The organism is Sporolactobacillus putidus (assembly GCF_014647035.1).
GTDB classification, from domain to species: domain Bacteria; phylum Bacillota; class Bacilli; order Bacillales; family Sporolactobacillaceae; genus Sporolactobacillus; species Sporolactobacillus putidus.
The window spans coordinates 408,376-432,890 of the sequence record NZ_BMOK01000001.1 but is presented as its reverse complement, the minus strand read 5'-3'; the positions used below and the strand labels follow the sequence as shown (position 1 = coordinate 432,890).

At 48.4% G+C, this 24,515-nt stretch carries 23 protein-coding genes, 1 pseudogene and 1 riboswitch; of the genes and pseudogenes, 20 read left to right on the top strand and 4 right to left on the bottom strand.

The features are described from left to right. Positions 1-26: 26 nt before the first annotated feature. The 3 genes from odhB (at position 27) to IEX81_RS16545 (ending at position 2,139) form a co-directional block, all read left to right on the top strand. On the top strand, positions 27-1,283 hold the full coding sequence (odhB, locus tag IEX81_RS02090) for a 2-oxoglutarate dehydrogenase complex dihydrolipoyllysine-residue succinyltransferase (RefSeq protein ID WP_188801383.1): 1,257 nt from the start codon (positions 27-29) through the stop codon (positions 1,281-1,283). A gap of 110 nt (positions 1,284-1,393) precedes the next feature. Further along, entirely contained in the window at positions 1,394-1,891 is a 498-nt protein-coding gene (locus IEX81_RS16550) for a Crp/Fnr family transcriptional regulator (protein ID WP_229727431.1), read from the top strand. Next, positions 1,804-2,139: a helix-turn-helix domain-containing protein gene (locus IEX81_RS16545; protein WP_229727430.1), complete on the top strand. Its 336-nt coding sequence runs from the start codon at positions 1,804-1,806 to the stop codon at positions 2,137-2,139. The genes IEX81_RS16550 and IEX81_RS16545 overlap by 88 nt, the downstream gene beginning before the upstream one ends. A gap of 260 nt (positions 2,140-2,399) precedes the next feature. Here IEX81_RS16545 and yvfG read toward each other — a convergent pair whose 3' ends face one another. Together yvfG and IEX81_RS02075 are read right to left on the bottom strand one after the other, a co-directional pair. Continuing rightward, positions 2,400-2,648, bottom strand: coding sequence for a protein YvfG (gene yvfG / locus IEX81_RS02080; RefSeq protein WP_229727429.1), 249 nt, complete (start codon positions 2,646-2,648; stop codon positions 2,400-2,402). Between the two features lie 77 nt (positions 2,649-2,725). Next, positions 2,726-3,394 (bottom strand): B3/B4 domain-containing protein, encoded by a 669-nt coding sequence (locus tag IEX81_RS02075; RefSeq protein WP_188801379.1) that lies wholly within the window; start codon positions 3,392-3,394, stop codon positions 2,726-2,728. A 90-nt stretch (positions 3,395-3,484) separates the two neighbouring features. Here IEX81_RS02075 and queG point away from each other — a divergent pair, with 90 nt between their 5' ends. The 14 genes and pseudogenes from queG to IEX81_RS02005 all read left to right on the top strand — a co-directional run bounded on the left by queG (position 3,485) and on the right by IEX81_RS02005 (position 15,203). After that, on the top strand, positions 3,485-4,633 hold the full coding sequence (gene queG, locus IEX81_RS02070) for a tRNA epoxyqueuosine(34) reductase QueG (protein WP_229727428.1): 1,149 nt from the start codon (positions 3,485-3,487) through the stop codon (positions 4,631-4,633). A 116-nt stretch (positions 4,634-4,749) separates the two neighbouring features. Further along, the gene (locus IEX81_RS02065) at positions 4,750-5,649 is read left to right on the top strand and encodes an amidase domain-containing protein (protein ID WP_188801376.1); all 900 of its coding nucleotides are present in this window, start codon (positions 4,750-4,752) and stop codon (positions 5,647-5,649) included. 105 nt (positions 5,650-5,754) lie between these two features. Further along, the gene (gene trmL, locus IEX81_RS02060; protein ID WP_188801375.1) at positions 5,755-6,228 is read left to right on the top strand and encodes a tRNA (uridine(34)/cytosine(34)/5-carboxymethylaminomethyluridine(34)-2'-O)-methyltransferase TrmL; all 474 of its coding nucleotides are present in this window, start codon (positions 5,755-5,757) and stop codon (positions 6,226-6,228) included. A 178-nt stretch (positions 6,229-6,406) separates the two neighbouring features. Then, positions 6,407-8,302 carry a PrkA family serine protein kinase gene (locus IEX81_RS02055; RefSeq protein WP_188801373.1) on the top strand — a complete coding sequence of 632 codons (1,896 nt, stop codon included), beginning with the start codon at positions 6,407-6,409 and terminating at the stop codon, positions 8,300-8,302. Positions 8,303-8,380: 78 nt separating this feature from the next. Further along, complete coding sequence (lepB, locus tag IEX81_RS02050) at positions 8,381-8,950, top strand: signal peptidase I (protein ID WP_188801371.1); 570 nt, start codon at positions 8,381-8,383, stop codon at positions 8,948-8,950. A 133-nt stretch (positions 8,951-9,083) separates the two neighbouring features. Beyond that, positions 9,084-9,647 (top strand): signal peptidase I, encoded by a 564-nt coding sequence (gene lepB / locus IEX81_RS02045; RefSeq protein WP_188801369.1) that lies wholly within the window; start codon positions 9,084-9,086, stop codon positions 9,645-9,647. Between the two features lie 564 nt (positions 9,648-10,211). Further along, on the top strand, positions 10,212-10,505 hold the full coding sequence (locus IEX81_RS02040) for a WXG100 family type VII secretion target (protein WP_188801367.1): 294 nt from the start codon (positions 10,212-10,214) through the stop codon (positions 10,503-10,505). A gap of 147 nt (positions 10,506-10,652) precedes the next feature. Continuing rightward, on the top strand, positions 10,653-11,081 hold the full coding sequence (locus IEX81_RS02035) for a hypothetical protein (RefSeq protein ID WP_188801365.1): 429 nt from the start codon (positions 10,653-10,655) through the stop codon (positions 11,079-11,081). Beyond that, the gene (locus IEX81_RS02030; protein ID WP_188801363.1) at positions 11,081-11,335 is read left to right on the top strand and encodes a DUF5344 family protein; all 255 of its coding nucleotides are present in this window, start codon (positions 11,081-11,083) and stop codon (positions 11,333-11,335) included. Before IEX81_RS02035 ends, IEX81_RS02030 begins: the two co-directional genes overlap by 1 nt. 126 nt (positions 11,336-11,461) lie before the next feature. Continuing rightward, positions 11,462-13,075: pseudogene (locus tag IEX81_RS02025) on the top strand (ribonuclease YeeF family protein); the annotation flags it as partial. Positions 13,076-13,087: 12 nt separating this feature from the next. Then, positions 13,088-13,606 carry a hypothetical protein gene (locus IEX81_RS02020; protein ID WP_188801360.1) on the top strand — a complete coding sequence of 173 codons (519 nt, stop codon included), beginning with the start codon at positions 13,088-13,090 and terminating at the stop codon, positions 13,604-13,606. 236 nt (positions 13,607-13,842) lie between these two features. Next, on the top strand, positions 13,843-14,205 hold the full coding sequence (locus tag IEX81_RS02015; protein ID WP_188801359.1) for a hypothetical protein: 363 nt from the start codon (positions 13,843-13,845) through the stop codon (positions 14,203-14,205). Further along, the gene (locus IEX81_RS02010) at positions 14,187-14,477 is read left to right on the top strand and encodes a hypothetical protein (protein ID WP_188801357.1); all 291 of its coding nucleotides are present in this window, start codon (positions 14,187-14,189) and stop codon (positions 14,475-14,477) included. The genes IEX81_RS02015 and IEX81_RS02010 overlap by 19 nt, the downstream gene beginning before the upstream one ends. 267 nt (positions 14,478-14,744) lie before the next feature. After that, a complete protein-coding gene (locus IEX81_RS02005) occupies positions 14,745-15,203 on the top strand; it encodes a hypothetical protein (RefSeq protein WP_188801355.1) in 459 nt (152 codons plus the stop codon). Positions 15,204-15,502: 299 nt separating this feature from the next. On the opposite strand, the gene yhbH is transcribed toward IEX81_RS02005, so the two are convergent. Beyond that, positions 15,503-16,660, bottom strand: coding sequence for a sporulation protein YhbH (yhbH, locus tag IEX81_RS02000; protein ID WP_188801353.1), 1,158 nt, complete (start codon positions 16,658-16,660; stop codon positions 15,503-15,505). Positions 16,661-16,920: 260 nt separating this feature from the next. Here yhbH and IEX81_RS01995 point away from each other — a divergent pair, with 260 nt between their 5' ends. From IEX81_RS01995 to IEX81_RS01985, 3 genes are all read left to right on the top strand, one after another. Then, positions 16,921-17,589, top strand: a complete 669-nt coding sequence (locus tag IEX81_RS01995) for an HAD family hydrolase (protein ID WP_188801350.1) — start codon at positions 16,921-16,923, stop codon at positions 17,587-17,589. A 146-nt stretch (positions 17,590-17,735) separates the two neighbouring features. Next, the gene (locus IEX81_RS01990) at positions 17,736-19,478 is read left to right on the top strand and encodes a phospho-sugar mutase (RefSeq protein ID WP_188801348.1); all 1,743 of its coding nucleotides are present in this window, start codon (positions 17,736-17,738) and stop codon (positions 19,476-19,478) included. 306 nt (positions 19,479-19,784) lie between these two features. Next, positions 19,785-21,362 (top strand): peptide chain release factor 3, encoded by a 1,578-nt coding sequence (locus IEX81_RS01985; RefSeq protein WP_188801346.1) that lies wholly within the window; start codon positions 19,785-19,787, stop codon positions 21,360-21,362. Positions 21,363-21,726: 364 nt separating this feature from the next. On the opposite strand, the gene metE is transcribed toward IEX81_RS01985, so the two are convergent. Then, a complete protein-coding gene (gene metE, locus IEX81_RS01980) occupies positions 21,727-24,033 on the bottom strand; it encodes a 5-methyltetrahydropteroyltriglutamate--homocysteine S-methyltransferase (RefSeq protein WP_188801344.1) in 2,307 nt (768 codons plus the stop codon). Between the two features lie 121 nt (positions 24,034-24,154). After that, a riboswitch (SAM riboswitch) is annotated at positions 24,155-24,271 on the bottom strand. Between the last annotated feature and the right edge of the window lie 244 nt (positions 24,272-24,515).

Genomic DNA, 24,515 nt, shown 5'->3' with positions numbered 1-24,515 from the left:
CATCGTGTTATTGGGAGGGGATCAGATTGATCGAAGTCAAAGTACCGGAACTTGCCGAGTCCATTACGGAAGGAACGATCGTCAGATGGCTGGTCGATGTAGGGAACAAAGTCAACCAGGGGGATGATATCGCCGAGATTGAAACCGACAAGGTCAACATACAAATCAGTGCGGAACATTCCGGAGTCCTGAAAAAAATTGAGAAAGGCGTGGATGATACGGTCGAGGTCGGTGAAGTCATCGCGCTGCTTGATGAGAATGAAGGTTCCGGAACAGAACAGCAGGCGGCCGACTCTTCAGGACCGCAGAGTGCGGAAAAACAGGCTCCCGCAGAACGGCCTGCTCCGGCCAAGGAACAGGAACCAGTCCGGGAGGCGGGTGCCGCGGATCTGCGCCCGGCTTCTCCGGCTGCGCGGAAGCTGGCCAGGGAAAAGGGGATTGACCTGAATTCGGTTCAGACCAGCGATCCGCTCGGGCGTGTCAGACTGGATGATGTCACGCGGCAGAGCGCTTCCGGAAATGAAGTCCGGCAGCCTGCCGGGCAGCCGCTGCCCCTTGCCGTGGATCCGGCGAAACCGGTTGAACGCGTGAAAATGTCGCGCAGGAGGCAGACCATTGCCGACCGGCTTGTCTCAGTCCAGCACGAAGCGGCCATGCTGACCACATTTAACGAAGTGGATCTTACGGCCATCATGAAAATCAGGAAACGCCGCAAAGAGACCTTTGTCAAAGAACATGATGTAAAACTCGGGTTCATGTCCTTTTTTACAAAAGCCGTGGTCGGCGCTTTGAAAAGTTTTCCGCTTCTGAACGCAGAAATTGACGGAACGGATATACTCGTTAAAAAATACTACGATATCGGTATTGCCGTGGCAACGGATCAAGGGCTTGTCGTCCCGGTTGTCCGCGAGGCGGACCGCCTGACGTTTGCTGAAATTGAACAGTCGATCAAGGATCTGGCGGCAAAGGCAAGAACCAACCGCCTGCAATTGGGAGATCTTCAGGGAGGGACATTCACGATTACAAACGGCGGCACGTTCGGTTCCTTGATGTCCACTCCGATTATCAATGCTCCGCAGGTCGGCATCCTCGGCATGCATGGAATCAAAAAGCGTCCTGTGGCTGTTGAAACACCTGAAGGAGACAAAATTGAAATCCGGCCTATGATGTATATTGCGCTCTCTTATGATCACCGAATCGTCGATGGAAGTGAAGCGGTACAATTCCTTGTTAAAGTCAAAACACTGCTGGAAGATCCGGAAACATTGCTGCTCGAGGGATAATGAGCGGAACATCTATGAATTTTGTCGAATTCGCGAACTTGTATGATTTTTGTCACACAAACAGTAAAATCATTAGAATTTATCTTGTATAATGAAAACAAGAAAATTCATTGAGTGGCAAAGGTGTGATCGGCGTGGAAAGTGCGGCGTATACCATACAGGATCAGATGAGCAATACGTCCATGTTTTCAGAGCAGAATCTGAAAGCTCTGAAAAATACTATGACTGTGACCGAATTCAAAAAAGGCACGAGTATTTACTGGGAAGGCGATCCTTCCGACAAGCTCTATTATGTGGTCAAAGGCCGTGTGAAACTATTCAAGTCCGCTTATGACGGCAAAGATCTCGTCCTGCACTATTTTACTCCGAACGATTTATTCGGAGAAATCGGCTGTTTCGGATACGAGGAATATTCATTTACCGCCAATAGTGTGACGGACTGCACGATCGGCGTGATCCCCGAGAAAGAAGTCGAGGCGCTTCTGGCGGGAAACCCCGGACTCTCGTTTGAGTTTATGAAGTGGATCGGGCTGATGAACCAATATACGCAAATAAAAATGCGCGATTTGCTTTTTTACGGAAAAACGGAGCGCTGGCCTCCACCCTGATTCGAATGGCTCACGGGTACGGAAGGAAAGAAGAAGACGGTATTCACTACACCATTGATCTGACGAACTCCGATCTGGCGCAATTAATCGGTTCTACCCGGGAAACCGTCAACCGTATGCTTCAAGCATGGAAAAATGACGGCGCTATCGGCTATTACCACGGATCGATCGTGATCAGAAACTTGGATTATATTAAAGCAATCTGCCATTGCGAAGATCGCTGCCCGATGAACATTTGCCGACTGTGATCCTATAGGTTTTCACTGACATGGCTGATTTTGCGCTAAAGTCGAACCGAAACAGGGAAAAGGCGAACCGAAACCTGTAAAAGTTGAGCCGAGCGCGGGAAAACTTGAACTGAAATTAAACGATACAAAAAGAAGCTGTCCCCAAAAAGGTCAGCTTCTTTTGTTGCAGTGCTGTACCGGCATACATAACTTGCCTGTTCCGTACCGTACCGTAAGGCCGTATCGGGCATTCCGCGGGTTTCTTGTTCATGAAAGAATGTTTACTGCTGCTGTTGCTGCTGAATGATTTCATTTTTAACAGACTTATAGGCCGCCTCCAGGTTTCGGATACGGCGGATCAGTTCAAAATTCTTATTGATTCTGTCCTGGATGATTGCCGAAACGACCGTATGATAATAGCTGTTCATCGTCTGAACGGGTGTGAATACATCGCTGTTTTTCTCAATCTGAAGGCGCAGCGCCTGCTTAAAGTAGTCAATACTGAAAAGATCCGAGTTCAATACGTTCACTCCTTGCCGAAAATTATCGTGTGAGAAAGTCGATCAGAAGCTTTTGTTCCTGCTCCGAACGACTATAAAATCATATTCTATTCAATGATCTTCCATTCGTTTTCTCCCCCGTGAATCTGCGTGAACATCCCGGCGATTTTCTTAATCATCCTGCGGCTTTCTTCGGCTGGCGTGGAAGGACGGGTGTAAACGATCTGCAGTGCGTCGGTCGTCTGTTCCGTGACACAGGTGCGTCTGGAGTCGACAATAGGACTTCCGAAGGCACCGCTGCGGTCGGCGGAGATCATTTTGTTTTCCATATTCATGATTCTGCCGTTCAATCCTTCATACTGGTCCTCTTGAGTACCCACTGTGATCCGGATCGGTTCCTCGAGGTGCCCAAGGTCGTAGATTCCAAGCGGAATGCTGTACTGGACACTGAAGAAGTTGTTGAGATCTACAGCCGAGTGGATGGTGTGCAGACGTCCTTCTTTCCCGATACGGCGCAGCAGAGCTTCCTGCGAAGGACGGTATCGGGAAGGATCGGTGCCTGCTTTTTTAAAAATCCCGCGCCACTCCTTCACACCTTCAACGGCGCTGACCGGATGATCCTCCAGAGACAGACGTATGTTTTCGTAAAAAAGCGGAAGCCGCTCGGCAATGATTTGCGGCAGATCGGCAATCACGATATGATGATAACAAATGACGCCGGCTCTGAAATCGGGGACAAGATCTTTAAGCTTTGCGGAAACAGAGATATCAAGCATGGCGCGCCTCCTGAATATCATTCTTTTTTCAGTTTACCACAATTCCGGCGGGTCTCTAGTAGAATACGTGCTCGGAAAGGAGTGCACGGCGTGACAGATTACAGCATAGTGAAACAGAAACTCATCGCTTACAGCAAGGAAATCGGGGTTGACAAGATCGGCTTTACGACGGCGGAACCGTTTACCGAACTGAAGGCCAGGCTTTATCGGCAGCGGGAGCTCGGCTACCAGTCCGGGTTTGAGGAAAAAGATATTGAGAAGCGGACCGAACCGTCTTTGCTGATGGACGGCGTGCAGTCGATTGTTGCGATCGCCTTGGCCTATCCGAAGAAGATGGCCGTCCGCCCTGAAAATACCAGAGAGAACCGCCGCGGCGCATTTTGCCGGGCGTCATGGGGAACAGATTATCACAGGCTTGTCGGAGACTGCCTGGAAAAACTGGGCAGGTTCCTCATAAATGAAGTGTCCGGAGCAAAATTCAAAAACATGGTGGATACCGGGGAACTGTCCGACCGGGCGGTCGCCGAAAGGGCGGGCATCGGCTGGGCCGGAAAAAATACGAATGTGATCACACAAGAATTCGGATCTTACGTCTATCTGGGTGAAATGTTGACGAACGTGCCTCTTCCACCGGACAAGCCCGCCGAAAATTTATGCGGAGACTGCACGATTTGCATCGACCGCTGCCCGACAGGGGCAATTGTTCAAGGCGGACAGCTGAACAGTCATAAATGCATCGCTTTTCTGACCCAGACGAAACAGGACATTCCCGAACATTACCGTAAAGCGGTCGGCAACCGTGTCTACGGTTGCGACACCTGCCAGCAGGTCTGTCCTTACAACCGTGACGTGGACAGCCATTTTCATGAAGAAATGGAGCCCGATCCTGAACTGGCGCGGCCGTTGCTCAAACCGCTGCTCTCGATCTCAAACCGCGGTTTTAAGGAGATATTCGGAGACTTATCCGGATCCTGGCGGGGGAAAAAACCGATTCAGCGCAACGCGATTCTCGCGCTCGGCAATTACAAGGATGTGACCGCCGCTCCGGAACTGCTTCTTTTGCTTGAAGAGGATCCGCGTCCGGTCATTCGCCGGACCGCGGTCTGGGCAGTGGGGAAAATGTGGGATCTTTTTGAGGAAGGCGTGCGTGAAAAAATGATTCATACGTTTAAGACGCTGCTTGAGAAGGAGACCGACGAGAAAGTCCGGAACGAAATGGAGCGCTTGCTGCTCCGTTAAGACGGCAGCGGAAATTTTTAAAGAGCACAGCTGTTCGATAGGATTTTCCAAGGTGCATGAACGTTAAGGCCCCCGCATAGGTATGACGTAAAATACGTCGACAGCGGGTGATCGAAATGGACTGGAAAGAACCTTTTCAGGCGCATGTCGGAAAGTTATGTGAATGGTGGGTGAACCGGTCGGACGATTTTGACATGGCATTGAACACCGATGAACAGGCCTGCATGCTGAGAAGAAGCCTGCGGCTGAGAAACACAAACTCTGAAATTGAGAAAGCGATCGGCCGGACAAAAGTGATCCGGATCGAAGAAAAAAGAGAGGATCGGGTCATAGACTATCGTCTGCACATACAATGGCTGCTCAGACAAAGCGAACGATTCTATCTGGAAGAAAGAATTGAGGACAGACAGGCCGTTCTGCGCGGTAAGAGCATCGTGGCCGATGGTTTGAAAACACCTTTCGTAAAAAATGAGGAAGGCGCGCTGCCCCCCGCTCCGGGAAAGGACGCGGAAGAGAGGAATCCGCGGGGGCCCTATAACCGGCTTAATGCCGTCCGCTATGCCGAAGTCTGGTGGAATCAGCGCAATCCTGGTTTTCCGAAAATGGAAAATGACTGTACTAATTTTATTTCGCAGTGCCTGTTTGCCGGCGGCCTTCCAATGAACGGCCAGCCGATCCGAAACAGAGGCTGGTGGCAGCAGCAGGCGAACTGGAGTTTCAGCTGGGCGGTGGCCAACAACCTGCGCTGGTATTTGAGCAGAAGCGGCAATATCATCGGCGCTGCAGAAGCAGACAAACCGGACAAACTGGTACCCGGAGACGTTATCTGCTATGATTTTGAAGGCGACGGCCGCTGGAATCACAACACCATCGTCACGGCTCTTGATCCTTCCGGTCAGCCGCTTGTCAATGCCCATACGTACGATGCACGTCACCGCGACTGGTCGTACACGGATTCACCTGCCTGGACAGATAGAATTCAATATAAATTTTTTCATATCCGGGATGAAGCATGATGTGGGGCCTGTCGGATCATGTTATAATGAAATGGATTTTCTTCGGGCAGCCGGACGCAGAAAGCGCATCCGGCATCCTGACTTTTTCCGAGGTGTACACGTTTTATGAGTATTCATGTTGTTCTCTATCAGCCGCAAATTCCTCCCAACACGGGCAACATAGCCAGAACCTGTGCCGGCACACACAGTTCGCTCCACCTGATCCGGCCTCTCGGCTTCTCTACCGATGACAAGCATCTGAAGAGAGCCGGACTGGACTACTGGCCTTCCGTGGATATTCATTACTATGATTCTCTTGATGATTTTTTCGCCAAGCACGATGAAGGAGAATTTTACTTTGTGGAAACTGACGGCAGCCGTCCATACAGCGATTTTGATTTCAGTGATCCTGACAGAAGCTATTATTTCTTTTTCGGGCGGGAAACGACAGGGCTGCCTAAAGATCTTGTCGCCGCGCACAGGGACCGGTGCCTGAGACTGCCCATGACGGATGCCATCCGTTCGCTTAACCTTTCGAACACAGCGGCAATCATTGTCTACGAGGCGCTTCGCCAGCAGAATTTTCCCCGGCTGAACTGACAGCCGGGGCGCAGAAAGATTCTATGATGCCCCCATACCCGATTTTTTCTTTCCTGAAAAAGTCTTCTCCAATCGTTTTTTTATTAGACGAGGAACGGGAGAACAGAGTTTTCATGAAAGATTGGAAGATGACCGCATACACTTTATTACATGGGTTAATCTTTTCTGGGGGGATAATATGAACTTTCTGGATAAACTAAAAGAATTCCGCGACTATGAGAAACAATTGAAGTGGGAAGGAACATTTACAGACTACCTGGAATTGGTGAAAAAAAACCCGGTGATTACACAGTCCGCGCACTCCAGGGTGTATCAGATGATTGTATCGGCGGGAGTTTCAGAAAAAGACGGTCTGAAGCACTATAACTTTTTTGATGGACAAATATACGGCCTTGACGAAGCGATTGAACGCCTGGTTGAGGAATACTTTCATCCGGCGGCGAAACGTCTGGACGTAAAAAAGCGTATCCTGCTCCTGATGGGTCCGGTCAGTGGCGGGAAGTCGACGATCGTGACGATGCTCAAACGGGGACTTGAGCAGTATTCGTGGACGGATGAAGGGGCCGTCTACGCCATTAAAGACTGCCCGATGCACGAGGATCCGCTGCATCTGATTCCCTCTCATCTGCGTGAGGATTTTTATCAGGAGACGGGCATACGGATTGAAGGAAATCTTTCGCCGCTCAATGCGATGCGGCTCGAAAAGGATTACGGGGGAAAAATCGAGGATGTACCGATAGAACGTATTTTTCTGTCGGAAGACAAGCGTGTCGGCATCGGCACGTTCAGCCCTTCGGATCCGAAGTCGCAGGACATCGCCGATCTGACGGGAAGCATTGATTTTTCGACCATTGCCGAATACGGTTCGGAATCCGATCCGCGCGCCTACCGCTTTGATGGTGAGCTGAACAAAGCCAATCGCGGACTGATGGAATTTCAGGAAATGCTGAAATGCGATGAGAAATTTCTCTGGCATCTGCTCTCGCTGACTCAGGAAGGCAATTTTAAAGCGGGGCGGTTTGCCTTGATCTCGGCGGACGAACTGATTGTCGCCCACACGAACGAAACCGAGTACCGGAATTTTATTGGCAACAAAAAAAATGAGGCGCTGCACTCGCGTATGATTGTCATGCCCGTCCCCTACAATCTGAAAGTCAGCGACGAGGAAAAAATTTATCAGAAGCTGATTTTCGAGAGCGATGTTGCGAATGTCCATATTGCTCCGCATGCGCTGAGAACGGCCGCCGTTTTTTCTATCCTGACCCGACTGAAAGAATCCAAAAGCCGCGGCATCGATCTGGTGAAAAAGATGAGGCTGTATGACGGAGAACTGGTGGAAGGTTATAACGCGGCCGATATCAAAGAGCTGAGGCATGAATATTCAGATGAAGGGATGAGCGGCATTGATCCGCGCTATGTGATCAATCGCATTTCTTCAGCGATCATAAAAAAAGGAGTGCCTTCGATCAACGCGCTCGACATCCTCCGTTCGGTCAAAGAAGGGCTTGATCAGCATCCGTCAATTTCCGAAGAAGACAGGGAGCGCTACACCGAATTTCTTGCCATCGCGCGGCGGGAGTATGACGAAATGGCGAAACGCGAGGTGCAGAAGGCGTTTGTCTATTCTTTTGAGGAATCGGCAAAGACCTTGATGGATAATTACCTGGATAATGTCGAGGCCTATTGCAACAGTAATAAAATATTTGATCCGATCACAGGGGATGAAGTCGATCCGGATGAAAAGCTGATGCGCTCGATTGAGGAGCAAATCGGTATTTCCGAAAATGCCAAAAAAGCGTTCAGGGAAGAGATACTGATCCGGATTTCCGCTTACGCACGCAAGGGAAAAAGGTTCAATTATCAGTCGCATGAACGGCTGAAGGAAGCCATTCAGAAAAAACTTTTTGCCGATCTGAAGGATGTTGTTAAAATCACGACATCCAGCAAAACACCTGACGAAACACAGCTCAAGCGGATTAACGAAGTGATTGTAAGACTTGTCGATGAGTACGGCTATAATACCACTTCGGCGAACGAACTATTAAGGTATGTAGGCAGTCTGCTCAATCGCTGAATTAAGTGACATAACCCGGACTGCCGCAATGATAGCTCCGGTCGCAGAACCGAATGCAAATCAGGGCAGGGAAAACAAATGAAGGCAGCAGCAAAAGAAATATGGAGCTGGGTAAGAGCTATTGCGATTGCCGTGGTTATTGCTCTTCTCATCCGCTATTTTATTTTTGACAATTATGTAGTCAAAGGCGAATCCATGATGCCGACACTGCAGGACGGCAATCGGCTGATCGTGAGTAAAATCGGCTATTCTGTCGGCACTCCGCACCGGTTCGATATTGTTGTTTTCCATGCAACGAAGACGGATGATTATGTCAAACGGATCATCGGGCTGCCCGGCGACACGATTTCCTACCAAAATGATCAGCTCTATGTGAACGGTAAACCGGTACAGGAACCTTATCTGGATAAATATAAAGCGCAGTTGCCAAAAGGAGAGTTGCTGACACCCGATTTTAATCTTAAAGAAAAAACCGGGTTGCTTCGCGTTCCAAAAGGAAAAATCTGGGTCATGGGAGATAATCGCCAAAACAGCGAGGACAGCCGGTTCTTCGGATTTGTGGATGAAAAACAGATCATCGGCCAAGTGGATGTCCGCTACTGGCCCTTGCAGGAATTCAGCATCATCAATTTACTGAGCAACCCATAATTTTATTTTTGAAAAGCGCTGCGGCCGATTGGGAACAGCGCTTTTCGTGCACGATAAGGATGTTTGAATACCCGCCGGATAAAGCTCCGGCGGCCGGACGTATTTTCCAAGAGGCAGAGGGAGTCGTTGTCAGATGAAGAAAGAGAAAAAGAAAAACGAAGCATTCGCATGGATTCGGGCGATCGGTTTGGCTGTTCTTGTTGTTCTTATCGTGCGGACGTTTATTTTTGGAAACTATATTGTCCAGGGTCCTTCGATGATGCCGACGCTATACAACGGCGACAGGCTGATCGTAAACAAAGTGGATTACAGGTTCAGTCAGCCCAGGCGTTTTGATGTGGTCATTTTCCATGCAACTCCGACGGACGATTATGTAAAAAGAGTCATTGGCCTGCCGGGAGATAAAATCACGTATTCAAACGATCAGCTGTATGTTAATGATAAACCGGTCAGTGAGCCTTACCTGAATAAGTATAAGAAGCAATTATCAGGCGGAATGCTGACCTGGAATTTCACTTTAAAGGGGCTGACGGGACAGATGCGCGTACCGAAGGGCGAACTTTGGGTTATGGGCGACAACCGGCAGAACAGTGCGGACAGCCGCGTATTCGGTTTTGTCAGTGAAAAGAAGCTGGTTGGTAAAGTGGATTTTCGCTATTGGCCGTTTAATCACCTGGGAACGATTCACAACGATTAAAAAACGCCCTCCTTTTTTAATAGGACAGCAGCATTCATCATTTTCGCTCGAGCGAGTCATAGCGGCTTCGACTATTTTGAAAACCCGCCGATTTGTAAGTTGAGTCCCTGAAGTGTTGTGCAGGGTTCTTTTTAAATTAATTGAGATCGATGGACAAAAGAGTTATTAGGCATAAGCCTGATGCTTTTTTGCTTTAATGGCACCTCAATTCGCTTAATGACCGAATCAGGTCCTTGATAGACTTGGATCGATTCTTTTAGTGATTCAATTTTCCAACCGAGAAATTTACACGGTTCATTTTTAGGATAAAAGTCCCCTCCTCTTCGTCTTTGTTTTTGTCGAAATCAGTTGAAAATTCGCAAAAAAAGGCGTAAAAATAGGCGCTTTTCCGCATTCACTAGTTGGCTGCCTTTGGATAAGATTGAGCCAACAGATGGAGAAACAAGGAGGCTTTTTTTCATACAAATAAGAAAGGATAAAATATAAAAGATTAGAGGGGTTTAGTATAAGAAAAACTAAGGCTCAGGCCGTTGTCAAAGACTTGACTTCGCTAAGTTTTTCTTTATGGCAGGACAAATCAGGCTGACTCCGGAAGAACTGCGCAGCTACGCGGCGAAATACGGACAGGAATCCTCAAACACAGGCGAGCTGATCGGGCGGCTGAACGGGATGATCGACCAGTTGGGGCAAGTCTGGGAAGGCGCCTCGAGCCGGGCCTTCAGAGATCAGTATGAACGGCTGAAACCCTCTTTCCTACAGATGCAGCAGCTTCTGGAGGACATCGACCGGCAGCTGGCAAAGACGGCGAACATTCTGGAAGAAACGGACCAGCAGATTGCCGGGCAAATTAACGGTTAAAGACAGGTATGGGCCGGATCTTCAGCATATGAGGGTCCGGCTTTTTCATCATTTCAGAGACCATCAGGAACGCCAGGAACGAGCAGACAGTGAGAGCACGACCCGGAGAATGATTTTGAAAAACGGATGATAAAAGAGGTGCGGACTTTGGGTGCTTCAGAGACGTTAGAAGTTATCTTTCAGGCTCTCTCCCGTCAATCGGCGAATGTTGAAGACAAAATGGCGCGGCTGAGGCAGGCCAGCCGGAAACTGTCACAGGAGGAGCACGCGGATCTGCAGGCGCTCCGCTATCTGACCCAGCCGGGACTTGGGGCGGACTGGATGGGACCGCGTGCCCGCGTCTTTCAAAAGAATCGGGAGTGCGCGGATCAGCAGATGAAAGGGATCCTGACTGCTGACCTTGAGGACTACCGGCAGCGGATTGAGGCGAAAATCAACGACCTGCGTCTGGAGAGCGACTTTCTCCGGGCCACCGGTGCCCTGGCTGATGAAGCCGAATCCCTGCTTCACCAGGGAGAAAAAGCTGCGGAAGCTTTAAGCCGCCGGCTGACTCAAATTAAAGGGCGGTTGTTCTGATGGTCCAAATTGAACTCCATCACAGCGTTGTGAGCGGACGGCTGGATGAAGCGGGGCAGGCGCTGGGACAGCTTTCTTTGTCCGCGCTCTCCGGCCTGGGGAAGAATCAACTGGTGTTTACAGGTGAATGGCAGAACGAAGAACAGCGGATTCATCGGCTCCTGTCCGCCTACAGAGAAGGGGTTCGGAAGACGATCGCGGACACCCGGGCCAATGTGGACCTGCTGAAGCGGCAGGACGAGGTGATCCCATGAGAATCATGGACGGGGGTGGATCCTCTTCGGGAGGAACGAAGACCTATGACGCGAAAGCGCTGATCAGCGGCCCAGGCCCGCGCTAAACATTATCAGGCGCTAAGCGGGCAATTTCAGCACTTAAGAGCCGCATTTCAGCAGATCACCAACCTGGGCCCCGCGTTTCAGGGCAAGGGAGCCGAAGCGATCAAAGGCTTTTACGCCGCACAGGTGAACGTTGTCGACGCCTGGCTGCGGCTGATCAACAAGCAGATCGCTTTTCTGAACGGCCTCTCCGGCGAAATCGATGACAAAAGTCTTGGCGGGGATACCTTTGTCCAGATGCCCTTTCTGGAACAGGATCTCGCAAACGGGCACTATCGGTCGAAAGCAATGGTTGCCCAGCAGAAGGAGGACATTGGCCAAATTCTCCGCAGCATCTCCGACCTCGTTCCGATGAACGTCTTTTCTACGCACAACGTGGATCAGGCACTCGACGAGGCGGATCACGAGCGCAACCGGATGATCCACGACGTTCAGGGACTCGATCGGGAACTAACCACGGAATATCGGCAGGTGATGGAGGACGTGCCCGCCATCGCTGCGCTCTACGGCGAGTTGATCCAGGCCACGCGTCAGGGCGCCGATATCCAGCCGATGCACTTCAACGCCCGGGCCTATCATGACAGTAAAATCTACCAGCTCCAGGGTGAGCTGGAGAAAGCGGCGCAAAGCTATCTGGACGAAAAAAAGCAGCAGGAAAAAGCGCGGGAAGTGAAGAAAGAAGAGGAGGATCGGGTAGACTCCGTCCTACAGACGGCCTACAGTCTCGTGCAGCTTGGCCAAAAAATCAACGATGGGATTGCGACGGGCCTTCTGGATGCCGGAAAGGATACGATCCTCGGTTTGTGGGCCACCGTCACGACCTCTCCGGTCGAAGTGATCGGGAATGTCGTGAACGCGGCGCTCCATCCGGTTCGAACGTATGACATCATCAAAACGGCGATCGTTCAATCTTACGAACGGGACATGGTGCATGGAAACGCCTATACCCGGTCCAGATGGATCACCTATGCACTGGCCATGGTCGCCACCTCGGTTGTCGGGACGAAAGGGGTGGACAAAGTCGGCAAAGCCGCAGACCTTGCCGAACTCAGCAGCAAGGCTGGCACCATCAAAACTGCCAGCAAGATGGCTACCCATGATTTATGGCCGCAAAACGGCTTACAGACGGCGCTTGCCGGGGCCGGCGGCACTCCCTACAATGTCATCAATTCTACAGGTCTGAGAGACAAATTATTAGGCGTGGCCAGGCAAAATCAAGGAACTGGTTCCTTCGATCCATTAAATCAGGCCAGAAGCCTGATCCAGCAGATGTCGGTTAAGAAAGTTAGCGGGTCCAAGCGGGTTAGTAAAGCTAATCCAGAAAAAGTTGTTAATGCGTTAACAAACTATAAGAGTAGGAGGTGGACTTTTGGTAGTGCAGAGTTTGTTTTAGATAAGAGCGGGATGAAACATATTCTTGAAAGGCATCACGCTGAATATTGGGATGGTTCTATAAAATCTATGCAAACTTTTTTAGATGAAAATATGTCCATCGATGATATAACAAACATAGTAAGTAAAGTACTAAAACAAAATAGAGAAAAGTTAATAGAAAAAGGAACAACTGGCATGTACCAAGTAGAAGGTATTTATAGAAGAGTTGATTATGTAGTAGGTTTAAATAAAGGTAGGGTAGGTCAATTTTATAAGAAATAGGTGATGAATACCTTGTTTATATGTAAATCTTTTATTAAAAAACCTGAATTGAAAATAGACAGTTTAGATACAATCAATGAAGAATGGGAAAAATATTTTATTGAAGTTTCGGAAAAAAATATAAGTGCACCTATAGTAAATAAATTGAACTTAAACTATTTAGAAGGAGCTATTTACTTGAAATATGGTAATGAAGTAATCCTGGGATTTCAACTTTGGGATTATGTAGACCAATTGTGGGCATATGTTATTCAGCTGATAGAAGAATTTATATTAAGGGATAGCTCTGAGACTTTTTTTCCGGATCAGCCTGCAAGGATAAAGTTTCAAAAGATATCGAATGAATGCTTGAACATGATTGTAGAAGCAAATACTCGTTCATCCTGGATTCTACCGAAACAAGAATTTTTGACTACATTGCTTAATGCAAGTGAAAAGTTTTTCCAAAATATTACAGGTATTTTAGGCTTAGTAAATAACCCCTACACTTCAGAATTAAGTAAAATTCGAGAATTAAAAGAAAAAATTTGAAGATTACCCGGCAAAGCATTCAAGAACGGGAAAACAATTGCCAATACCGCCAAGGCATGAGCGCGGCAGTCATGCTTTGGAAGCCTATGACCCCACTGACGGCACCTTCCAGGAATTCGGAAACAGTTTCTGCTCGTAATCGCCTGAAGAAAGCTTTGCCCGCGTTCAGTTTCCGTCAGCGTCCATGCTATCATAAATTATGAAATATATAACGCCGTTCTCATAGTAAAAACGAGATGAAAGATTATCTCGTTTTTTATTGTACCTGGGCGGACACAGCGCAACCGGATAATCGGTTGTGGGACACCGTCACGACCTCTCCAGTAGAAGTCCTCGGGAATGTCGTGAACGCGTCGATTCATCCGGTTCGAACGTATGACATCATCAAAACGGCGATCGTTCAATCTTACGAACGGGACATGGTGCATGGAAACGCCTATACCCGGTCCAGATGGATCACCTATGCACTGGCCATGGTCGCCACCTCGGTTGTCGGGACGAAAGGGGTGGACAAAGTCGGCAAAGCCGCAGACCTTGCCGAACTCAGCAGCCAGGCTAACCCCATAAAACCGCCAGCAAGATGGCTACCCGTGATTTAAGGCCGCAAAGCAGCTTACAGACGGCGCTTGCCGGGGCCGGCGGCGCTCCCTACAATGTCATCCATTCTACAGGTTTAAGAGAGAAATTATTAGGCGTGGCCAGGCAAAATCAAGGAAATGGTTTCTTCGATCCATTAAATCAGGCCAGAAGCCTGATCCAGCAGGCATCGGTTAAGAAAGTTAGCGGTGGATCTGGGAGTGCAGATAAAAATTTTAAGAGTGATAGTGGAGCTAAAACCAATATATTTGGTTTAATTCATCGAAAACTTTGAAGGCAAGTAATTTACGGGAGTATGCTAAATCGCAAGGTTGGAAAAAAACTCAAACCCCAAATGGACCCGAAAAATGGATTGATAATAATAATATTCCAAGAATCACTATAAAAAAAGGGAGTGGCCGTGCGCCAGGAAGCGAATACCCACACGTGGAAATAAAAGACTCTACAGGTCAGAGAATAGATACATTTGGAAATCCCGTCACAAGAAAGAGTAAGGGAAATCATACCCCTGTTATTGATGATTGATTAAGGAGAGATAAAGATGAACCTCGAATGGTATTTGTTTGAACAGAGTTATTTAATGGACATAAAATATGATCCATTGGGTTGTACTTTAAAATTAGAAATTGATGCGAAAATTACGTTCGAACATCCTGATTCAGCAAATGTAAGCAATATGGAGGACAGTTTTAAAGAGATTATCGTTCAATTCGAAGGTGTTCAGTATTTAAGATTAATCTCTAGCTTGAATCTGCTTACAAATCCAAATGATGATTTTGGGAGTATTGAACAGTTTCACTTAAAAAATTCAGATTCAATAATTCAAGAATTTGTAACTACTGGGACTGATGGTACGAAGATACTTTCTTTAGGTTTATCAGGGGATAACGTGGCTACCGTTAATACCAAATCCAAAGAAATAAAATTTGTTGATTTTATTTCTGAAATGATTTCTTTTGAACTTGGATTTGAGGGCTATACAATTAAAGAAAAAAAATAGAACTTTTGAAATCTATATATACGAAATAATCCTAACGGATCTATATAGTCGAGACCGAGCTGAATAAACTTCTAAATTAAATGGTCTTAGAAAAATAAGAAAGAATGTAAGGCATTGGCTCTTGCAATGAATATTCCTGAAGTGAAGAACTATAATATTGGTTTAGAAAGAGGTTTATTTTACTTATGTTTCACAGCACGAAAATTAAACTACCGTCTGTATTCACAGGTGGTAGTTTTAAGCTTTGGCCTTAATTGAAGGCCGAGTCCTTGAAATGCCTGTGGAAAGGACGCAGTCATTCATATGGCAGTGCTTTCCGGCTCTTTATGAAAAAAGTACTTCATGGCGTGATAGACATCGCTTTTCTGTTTTAAGATAAATGAGTGAAAGGCTTCATTTTTGATGGTTCGGTAAGCGCTCATGAGCGTGCTTGACCGGTGGTAGGGATTGATTTCCCCATAGCCGAAAAAGTCGGTCAGCGACATAATTTCATTGACCAGACGGATGCATTTCGGATTATCCGATGAGAGATTGTCGCCGTCTGAGAAATGGAAAGGATAAATATTATATTTTGAGGGCGGATAGGACGTCTGGATCAATTCCAGTGCTTTCACATAGGCTGATGAACAGATCGTGCCCCCGCTTTCTCCTTTGGAAAAGAAATCCTCTTCAGTAACAATTTTCGCTTCCGTATGGTGGGCGATAAACTGAATGCTGACTTTTTCATACTTTGTTCTGAGGAACCGCGCCATCCAGAAAAAGAAGCTCCGTGCAATGTATTTTTCCCAGACGCCCATCGATCCGCTTGTATCCATCAGTGCGAGTACGACGGCTTTGCTTTCCGGCTTAATGGAAGTCTCCCATGTCTTGAACCGAAGATCCTCTTCGCGAATTGGATAGATCTGAGTTTTTCCGGATTGGGCATTTCTCCTGATTGCCTGCAGAATCGTCCGCCGCTTGTCGATGTTGCCCATCAATCCCTTTCGCCGGACATCACGGTAATCGATGCTGTCGACGACAATATCCGCTTCCAGTTTGCGTTTCAGGTGGGGGAGTTCCAGTTCCCTGAAAAAGAGATTCTCAATTTCCATAATCGAAACGTTGGCTTCATAGTAGTCAATCCCGGGTCTGTCGCCCGCCCCGTTTCCCTTGCCTGTTCCCTGGCCGGCCTGCTTTCCAGGTGCTTTGGCAATGACATCGCCGACCTTGCTGTCGCCTTTTCCCTGACCTACATGCTTTGCTTTTTCAAAATTATAGCGCAGTTTATACTCGTCCAATGAACGGATCGGGATCTGGGTCATCTTCTGACCGTCTGACAGAATAATGCTCTCGCTGCTGATCAGATCGGGAAGATTGTTCTTGATCGCTTCTTTGACTTTTTCCGCATGCCGGCGCTGGTCATGATAGCCCTTTTGATGAAGGTCCCACTGCTCTTCGGAAATCAAAAAGTTTGTCATCAAAGATCCCTCCTTATTGAAGATGAGCTGGGTTTCAAAGAGTCGCCCGTCTGCAGGGTTGATTAATTTAGTTTATGCGTGCTCCGTGAAACCTTGACTCTTTTTTTCATGCGATTTGCAAAATGGACGCTTCGAAATTTGTCCACTATCTCCAGACATGGAAACAGCTTCAAAACTTGAGAAGTTTTTGTGATTTTTTTAAAATAGCGAATGAGCCATGTTAAAATGAAACGTGAAGCCACTTAGAAGGGTTGTTTGAAATGATTAAAGCCATTGTTTTCGATTTTGACGGTGTGATTTTGGATAGTGAAAGAATTATGTACTTAGTCATGCAGAACATGTTCCAGAGATATCAAGTGGATCTTCCCCTCAGTGTGTGGAGCCAGGCCATCGGAACGCAGCACGGTTTTGACTCGCTCGGCTATCTTGAAGAACAGGGCGATGTCAAAATTGACCGTGAAGCTTTTCAGAGTGAAAGGTACGCGCTTTTTAACAAACTTGTCGATCAGGAAGAGGTGCTTCCCGGTGTAAAATCGGTACTCAGCCAGGCGGAAAGTCTGGGGCTGAAGATCGGCCTTGCCACTAGTTCAAGAGGCGAGTGGCCGCGCAGGCATCTGAAACGTCTCGGCCTTTCCGACTATTTTCTCAGCATAAAGTCATGGGATGATGTCGAGAGGGTCAAACCCGATCCCGCGCTCTATATAAAATCGATTGAAAGCCTAGGTGTGCAGCCCAAGGAAGCCATCGCCATCGAAGACTCATTCAACGGTTCGCTGGCTGCGAAAAGAGCGGGCTTGTACTGTATTGTCGTTCCAAATGCCGTGACCAAAAGAATGCCGTTCGGGCACGTCGACGGTTGTTTCAATTCTCTCAAGGATGTGTCTCTTGATAAGCTGATCAGGTATTTCACACCTAAGGTCAATAAATAACCATACAAAGAGTGAGAGCCGTGCGTGTATTTTTGAGTGCATGGCATTTTGATTTACATGTGAATGGCAGCGTTTTTTTGCTATAATAATAAGGAATGAAGCTTTAGTAAAAAGGAACGAAGAGCCATAAACACGAGGTGGTCATTTTGGGTTGGGAAACAGTTTATAAAAAATGGCAGGCGGATGAAAGTCTGGACAAGGATCTGAAAGCGCAGCTGGATTCGATCGCCGATGATCCAGTCAAACTGGAAGACTGTTTTTACAAAAATCTCGAATTTGGTACAGGCGGGATGCGCGGAGAAATCGGCCCCGGAACGAACCGGCTGAATATTTACACCGTCAGAAAAGCAACGGAAGGCTTGGCGAGATACATTCTGAATGCCGGCGAAGAAGCTGTTAAACGCGGCGTCGTGATTGCACATGACCCGCGCCACTTCTCAGCGGAATTTACGGTTGAGGCAGCCAGAACGCTGGGTGCCCACGGCATCAAAACGTTTATTTTCGATTCGCTTCGCCCGACGCCGGTGCTCTCGTTTGCCGTACGCTACCTGCACGCCTTCTCAGGCGTCATGATCACGGCGAGCCATAATCCGCCGCAGTATAATGGTTACAAAGTTTACAACGAATTTGGCGGACAGCTGCCTCCTGCCGAAGCGGATGAAGTGATTAAATTCGTGGCTTCGGTCGAAGATGAACTGAAGGTGAAAGTCGGGGACGAACAGGCGCTGAAGGCGGAGGGCCTGCTTGAAATCATCGGTGAAAAAGTGGACCAGGCTTACCAGGAAAGCCTGCAGACATTGTCGCTGAATCCCGAAATTATCAAACAGGTCGGCTCCGATCTGAAAATTGTTTTTACGCCGCTGCATGGATCCAGCTACCACCCGGTTGTAAACGGGCTGAAGAACTGGGGCTTTACCAATGTGACGGTTGTTAAAGAACAGGCGGAGCCCGACCCTGAGTTTTCAACGGTCAAGTCGCCCAATCCGGAGGAGCATGCGGCTTTTAAAATTGCCATCGAGTACGGAAAGAAAATCGATGCGGATATCCTGCTCGGGACGGATCCGGACTCCGACAGGCTTGGCGTTGCCGTCAAGAACGCTCAGGGCGAATATGTCGTCCTGACCGGCAACCAGACCGGAGCGGTTTTACTGGATTATCTGCTTACGCAAAAGAAGGAAAAAGGGATACTGCCGGCTAACGGAATTGTTGTTAAAACCATCGTTACCTCCGAGATCGGCCGGACAATTGCCGCGGCTTTCGGAATCCCAACCATCGACACATTGACCGGTTTTAAATTTATTGGTGAAAAAATTCATGAATATGAACTGAGCGGAGCGCACACTTTCCTCTTTGGCTACGAGGAAAGCTACGGCTATCTGATCGGCTCTTTTGTCCGTGACAAGGACGCGGTTCAGGCTGCCGTATTTGCTGCCGAAGCGGCCGCCTTCTTCAAATCGCAGGGAAAGTCATTCTACGATGCGCTTCAGGATGTTTTCAAAAAGTACGGCTACTTCAGGGAAGGGCTTGAATCCCTGACACTTAAGGGAATTCAGGGCAAGGCGGAAATTGACGCGATTCTGACCGACTTCAGAACGCATCCGCCAGTGGAAATGGCCGGAGTTCCTGTCGCCGTCATTGAAGACTATGAGAAGTCCGAAGCGACCGACGTGAACGCAGCTGCCAAAACAACGATTGCACTGCCTGTTTCCGATGTGCTGAAGTATAAGCTTGATGACGGTTCGTGGTTTTGCCTGAGACCGTCCGGAACGGAACCGAAGATCAAATTTTATTTCGGTGTCAAAGGCAGCGACGAGGCAACACGGGACAAAAAATTCGCCGCTCTGAAAACGGCCGTTATGGAACGTGTGCATGCGCTGGTGAAAAAATGATAGGGGACGCCGGACCGGGCGTACCTGCCTGGTCCGAGACCGATCTTTTAGTTGAAGCTCCTTTCTTTTTAGCGGAAGTTTCTTTGATGAGAAATTTCTATGTAAATATTTGAACATACCGGGATAGAATGGTAGAAAGGCATTCGCAGAGCAAGATAATGGCTTTTTCGGGAAAGGTCTTCTCAGTTTAAGCTGCTGAGAAGTACATCCGCCCCGGAAACAGGCTGCGAATGCTTTTTTCTTGGGTGAATCATGGTGTGAATCAGGTCTGGGAGTCAAGCGATCAGTGGTTTTTAGGAGGAAAAAATGAATCATTTACAACAGGAAATTCGAAGAAGGCGCACGTTTGCGATCATTTCTCATCCGGATGCCGGGAAAACGACGCTGACGGAAAAACTGCTCGTTCTGGGCGGAGCGATTCGCACGGCGGGAGCGGTCAAGTCGCGCAAGGCAGAAAAGTTTGCGACCTCCGACTGGATGGAACTGGAAAAAAAGAGAGGGATTTCAGTAACCTCCAGTGTGATGCAGTTTGAATACGCAGGTTATAAAATCAATATTCTGGATACACCGGGACACCAGGATTTCAGTGAAGATACGTACCGCACCTTGATGGCTGTCGACAGCGTGGTGATGATCATCGACGCGGCGAAGGGAGTCGAACCGCAGACGATCAAGCTCTTCAAGGTCTGCCGTGACCGCGGCATCCCGATTTTTACCTTCATCAATAAGCTCGATCGCCAGGGAAAAGAACCTCTTGAGCTTTTCGAAGAAATTGAGGATGTGCTCGGTATTGAAACGTATCCGATTAACTATCCGATCGGCATGGGTCAGTCGTTCCGCGGTGTCTACGATCGCGTGGAGCATAAAATCGAGTGGTATAATGACAAGCGTGAACGCCAGGTGCAGCAACTGGGCGAAGTGGAGGAACTGGGCGACATTCTTAAGAAAACGGTCGATGATTATACGCTCAGACAGCTCGAAGAGAACCTTCTTCTGCTCGATGAGGCAGGAAGCACCTTCGACTTCGAGTCGGTGGAGTCGGGAAAGCAGACCCCGGTATTTTTCGGCAGCGCCATCTCAAGTTTCGGCATTCCGACTTTTCTGGAACACTATCTTAAGATGGCGCCGGATCCGCAGCCGCGGCAGTCGAGCGGCGGGCTCGTCAGTCCGGATGACGACGGTTTTTCCGGATTTATTTTTAAAATCCAGGCTAACATGAATCCGTCTCACCGCGACCGTATCGCCTTTCTGCGTATTTGTTCGGGACGGTTTGAAAAAGGAATGACCGTCTATCTCGACCGGACCGGCAAGCAACTCAAGCTTGCCCAACCGCAGCAGTTCTTCGCGGACAGCAGAGAGCTGATCGATGAAGCCTATCCGGGCGACATTGTCGGACTCTATGATACCGGGTTCTATCAAATCGGCGATACGGTCTGCGACTCGAGAGACACGTTCAATTTCGGGGCACTGCCGCAGTTTGCGCCCGAGCACTTTGCCAAGGTGCGGGCGAAAAACGCAATGAAGCAAAAACATTTTCTGAAGGGTGTCAGCCAACTTGCCCAGGAAGGCGCCATACAGGTTTATAAGACGCCTTTTGAAGAGACCATCCTCGGTGTTGTCGGCACCCTGCAGTTTGATGTCTTCGTCTACAGAATGCAGGCGGAATACGGCGTCGATCTCGATATCGAACATATGCCCCACCAGGTGGCGAAATGGATTGCCAAACGCGAGGATGCCGAAGCCCTGCGCCGGAATTCAAACAACTTGGTTGTGACCGACTACAAGGACCGGCCGGTCATTATATTCGAAAACGATTTTTCGCTGCGCTGGTTCCAGCAGAAACATCCGGACGTTGAATTGCGGGATTCAAGTCACAATATGTAACTGTTGAACCAGGTTAAAAAGCTATCAATCGACAGAACCAGGTGTAAAAAGAGCCTGGTTTTTTGTTTGATAAAAATGATTGTGCCGCCGGTTCGGTCCGGCGGCCTACCGGCCAAAATTGGGGCCCTTCCGGCAGAATTCGCGGGCCTACCGGCCAAAATTGGGACTCTTCCGGCGGGATTCGCGGGTCTATCGGCGGAATCACGAGGTCAATCGGCCGATTGGGTAATCCGGTTCCCATGGCCGCTGCTATTCAACCCAATAACTTGGGGAGAGCGCGGCTGGATTTTTCAAATAATATCAGTCTAATTTGCAAAAAAAAACGCCCCAAGGCGTTTTTTTTTTTCGAACGGCGTTGTACGGTTTATTTTCCGATTTTGTTTCCCAGTTCTTCCCGAACTTCACGAGCAGCTTCAACCATGTTTTTCAGTGCGGGAATCGTTTCTTCCGGTTTGCGCGTCTTGAGGCCGCAGTCCGGATTAATCCAGAACAGCTTCGGATCGAGCACCTGAAGCGCGCGTTCAGCGTAGGACTTCATTTCATCAACGCTTGGAATACGCGGGCTGTGGATGTCGTAGACACCGAGGCCAATACCCTTCTTGTATTTAAAGTCTTCAAAAGTCGAGATGATCTCGCCATGGCTGCGTGCGGCCTCGATCGAAATGACATCAGTGTCAAGCGCGTCAATGGCTTCAATGATTTCGTCGAATTCAGAGTAACACATATGTGTGTGGATCTGTGTATCGTTGTTGACAAACGAGGTCGCGAGCCGGAACGCGTAAACCGCATCGTGCAGATACCCGGCTTTTTTCTCCTCCTTAAGCGGCAGGCCTTCGCGGAGCGCCGGTTCATCTACCTGAATCATCCGGATGTCCGCTTCTTCAAGCGCGTGCACTTCTTTCTTCAGGGCCAGCGCGATCTGGTTGAAAACATCGGCCTGGCTGATGTCGTTACGGACAAAAGACCAGTTGTAGATGGTGACCGGACCGGTAAGCATGCCTTTGACCGGCAGCTTGGTGAGCGACTGGGCATAGGCGCTTTCTTTCACCGTCATCGGTTTTTTCCAGTCGACATCACCGAAGATCAACGGCGGCTTGACGCAGCGCGAACCGTAGGACTGAACCCATGCAAATCGAGTAAAGGCGAAACCCGCCAGTTTCTCTCCAAAATATTCAACCATGTCATTCCGTTCGAATTCTCCATGGACGAGCACATCGATGCCGATGTCTTCCTGAATTTTAATCCATTTTGCCGTTTCATCTTTGACAAATTGATTGTACCGTTCTTCCGACCATTCGCCTTTGCGCAGATTGCGCCGCGCCTGGCGGACCTCAGGAGTTTGAGGAAAGCTTCCGATTGTTGTTGTCGGGAGCACCGGTAGTTGAAAAGCATCGGCCTGAATTTGCTGGCGCAGTTTGAATGAGCCGGGACGCGTAGGCAATTCAGATCCGAGATGCCGCAATTCTTTTTGTACATCTTTGTTGTTGCGGTGATCGGACTGCTGCAGCGCCTGCTGGTCCTCCCTGCTTTTCTCGATTTCTGCTTCAATCGCCGCTTTTCCCGCATTGAGACCTTTGGCGAGCGTCACAGCTTCCGCCAGCTTTTCATCGGCAAACGAAAGGGCATCTTTTAAAACCGGATCAAGTGCTTCCTCATTTCTGACGGTCACGGGAACATGCAGTAGGCTGGATGACGGGGAAATAAACAATTTTTCTTTTCCGCCGACATACCCGAGTAGTTTCTGAAGAAGACCGAAAGTGTCGGCCAGGTCGGTTTTCCAAATGTTGCGTCCGTCAATCACACCGGCAGCGAGCACTTTATCTTTCGGGAAGCCGAAAGTCTGAAGCGAGCCGAGGTTCGCCTCCCTGCCATAAACAAAATCGAGTCCGATGCCGTCGACCGGCAGTTTAATGATTTCTTCGTAAGCATCCACTGCTTCAAAATACGTTTGAAGGAGCAGTTTTAATCCGGGCACACCGTTTCTGAGTGACCGATACGTCTCACGGAACACATCCAGATCTTCATCGGACAGTGTTCTGACTAATACCGGTTCATCAATCTGCACCCATTCGGCCCCGGCATTTTTCAGTTCATTGAATATCTGGATGTACAGCGGAATCAGCAATTCAAGAAGCGGCTTGAAATGATCCTGATCATAGCCTTTGGACAGTTTGAGCAGGGTCACCGGGCCGACAATCACCGGTTTGGCGATAATGCCGAGCTCGTTTTTGGCCTCATTGAACAGAGCAAGCAAGCGGTTTTCAGTGATAAAGGGTTTTGTCTGATTGCTGATTTCGGGGACGATATAGTGATAATTGGTATTGAACCATTTGGTCATTTCCGAGGCTTCGGCCTCTTTGCTTCCCCGCGCGATGGAAAAGTAGGTTTCGAGCGGGATCTTTTTTTCTCCCTTGTTGAAACGATCGGGGATCAGACCGAATAATACGGCCGTATCAAGTACGTGATCATAAAGGCTGAAATCACCGACCGGTATCAGGTTTACGCCGATCGCTTTTTGTTTCTTCAGATAGCTCAGACGAAGTTCTTTTACCGTCGCAAGAAAATCGTCCTTTGAAATTTTACCGGCCCAAAACTGCTCCAGAGCCTTTTTCCATTCTCTTTTTTCGCCGATTCTTGGGTAGCCAAGATTGGAACTCAGTACTTCTGCCATACTCTCATCCTCCTGTTTCCTGTCCTTGAAAGAAACCCTATATGCGAGCGGAAAATAAAAAAGTGGAAAAATAAAAGGCCTCTCCAGCTTTGGCAGAGAGGCCTGATTGATTATCCGCACCCTCTTATTTTTCAAAACCCCGCTGATCGAAGTTTTGCTGGAATTAGCACCTTTTCCAAATTCACTGAAAGGTTGCCGGGCTTCACTGGGCCAGTCCCTCCGCCACTCTCAATAAGAGTCTTTCATGTTAAGTTTAAAAAAATTTTAGCACGAAACACTTCTTGCGTCAATTGAAACTGCAAAAGTCGTTAATATGCCCAATACGGTTTTGGAAACGCCTTTTCACTGAATGATTTTCCGGATGAGTTTCTGCGGTACCGTCGAAGAGCCTGTTCGAAAGTGGGGGAGGCAGCCTCACATCTGTTTGAAATTCGTTAAAAGTCTCATTGGTAAGGTTTGTTATAATATAATAAGCTTTTTAG

Coding starts and splice junctions, on each gene's coding strand:
- IEX81_RS02075 (WP_188801379.1), bottom strand. CDS start 3,394: ATGCTTGATATCTCTGTTTCCGCAAAGCTTAAAGATCTTGTCCCCGAT.
- IEX81_RS02065 (WP_188801376.1), top strand. CDS start 4,750: ATGGACTGGAAAGAACCTTTTCAGGCGCATGTCGGAAAGTTATGTGAA.
- trmL (WP_188801375.1), top strand. CDS start 5,755: ATGAGTATTCATGTTGTTCTCTATCAGCCGCAAATTCCTCCCAACACG.
- IEX81_RS02055 (WP_188801373.1), top strand. CDS start 6,407: ATGAACTTTCTGGATAAACTAAAAGAATTCCGCGACTATGAGAAACAA.
- lepB (WP_188801371.1), top strand. CDS start 8,381: ATGAAGGCAGCAGCAAAAGAAATATGGAGCTGGGTAAGAGCTATTGCG.
- lepB (WP_188801369.1), top strand. CDS start 9,084: ATGAAGAAAGAGAAAAAGAAAAACGAAGCATTCGCATGGATTCGGGCG.
- IEX81_RS02040 (WP_188801367.1), top strand. CDS start 10,212: ATGGCAGGACAAATCAGGCTGACTCCGGAAGAACTGCGCAGCTACGCG.
- IEX81_RS02030 (WP_188801363.1), top strand. CDS start 11,081: ATGGTCCAAATTGAACTCCATCACAGCGTTGTGAGCGGACGGCTGGAT.
- IEX81_RS02015 (WP_188801359.1), top strand. CDS start 13,843: ATGAAAGATTATCTCGTTTTTTATTGTACCTGGGCGGACACAGCGCAA.
- IEX81_RS02010 (WP_188801357.1), top strand. CDS start 14,187: ATGGCTACCCGTGATTTAAGGCCGCAAAGCAGCTTACAGACGGCGCTT.
- IEX81_RS02005 (WP_188801355.1), top strand. CDS start 14,745: ATGAACCTCGAATGGTATTTGTTTGAACAGAGTTATTTAATGGACATA.
- yhbH (WP_188801353.1), bottom strand. CDS start 16,660: ATGACAAACTTTTTGATTTCCGAAGAGCAGTGGGACCTTCATCAAAAG.
- IEX81_RS01995 (WP_188801350.1), top strand. CDS start 16,921: ATGATTAAAGCCATTGTTTTCGATTTTGACGGTGTGATTTTGGATAGT.
- IEX81_RS01985 (WP_188801346.1), top strand. CDS start 19,785: ATGAATCATTTACAACAGGAAATTCGAAGAAGGCGCACGTTTGCGATC.
- metE (WP_188801344.1), bottom strand. CDS start 24,033: ATGGCAGAAGTACTGAGTTCCAATCTTGGCTACCCAAGAATCGGCGAA.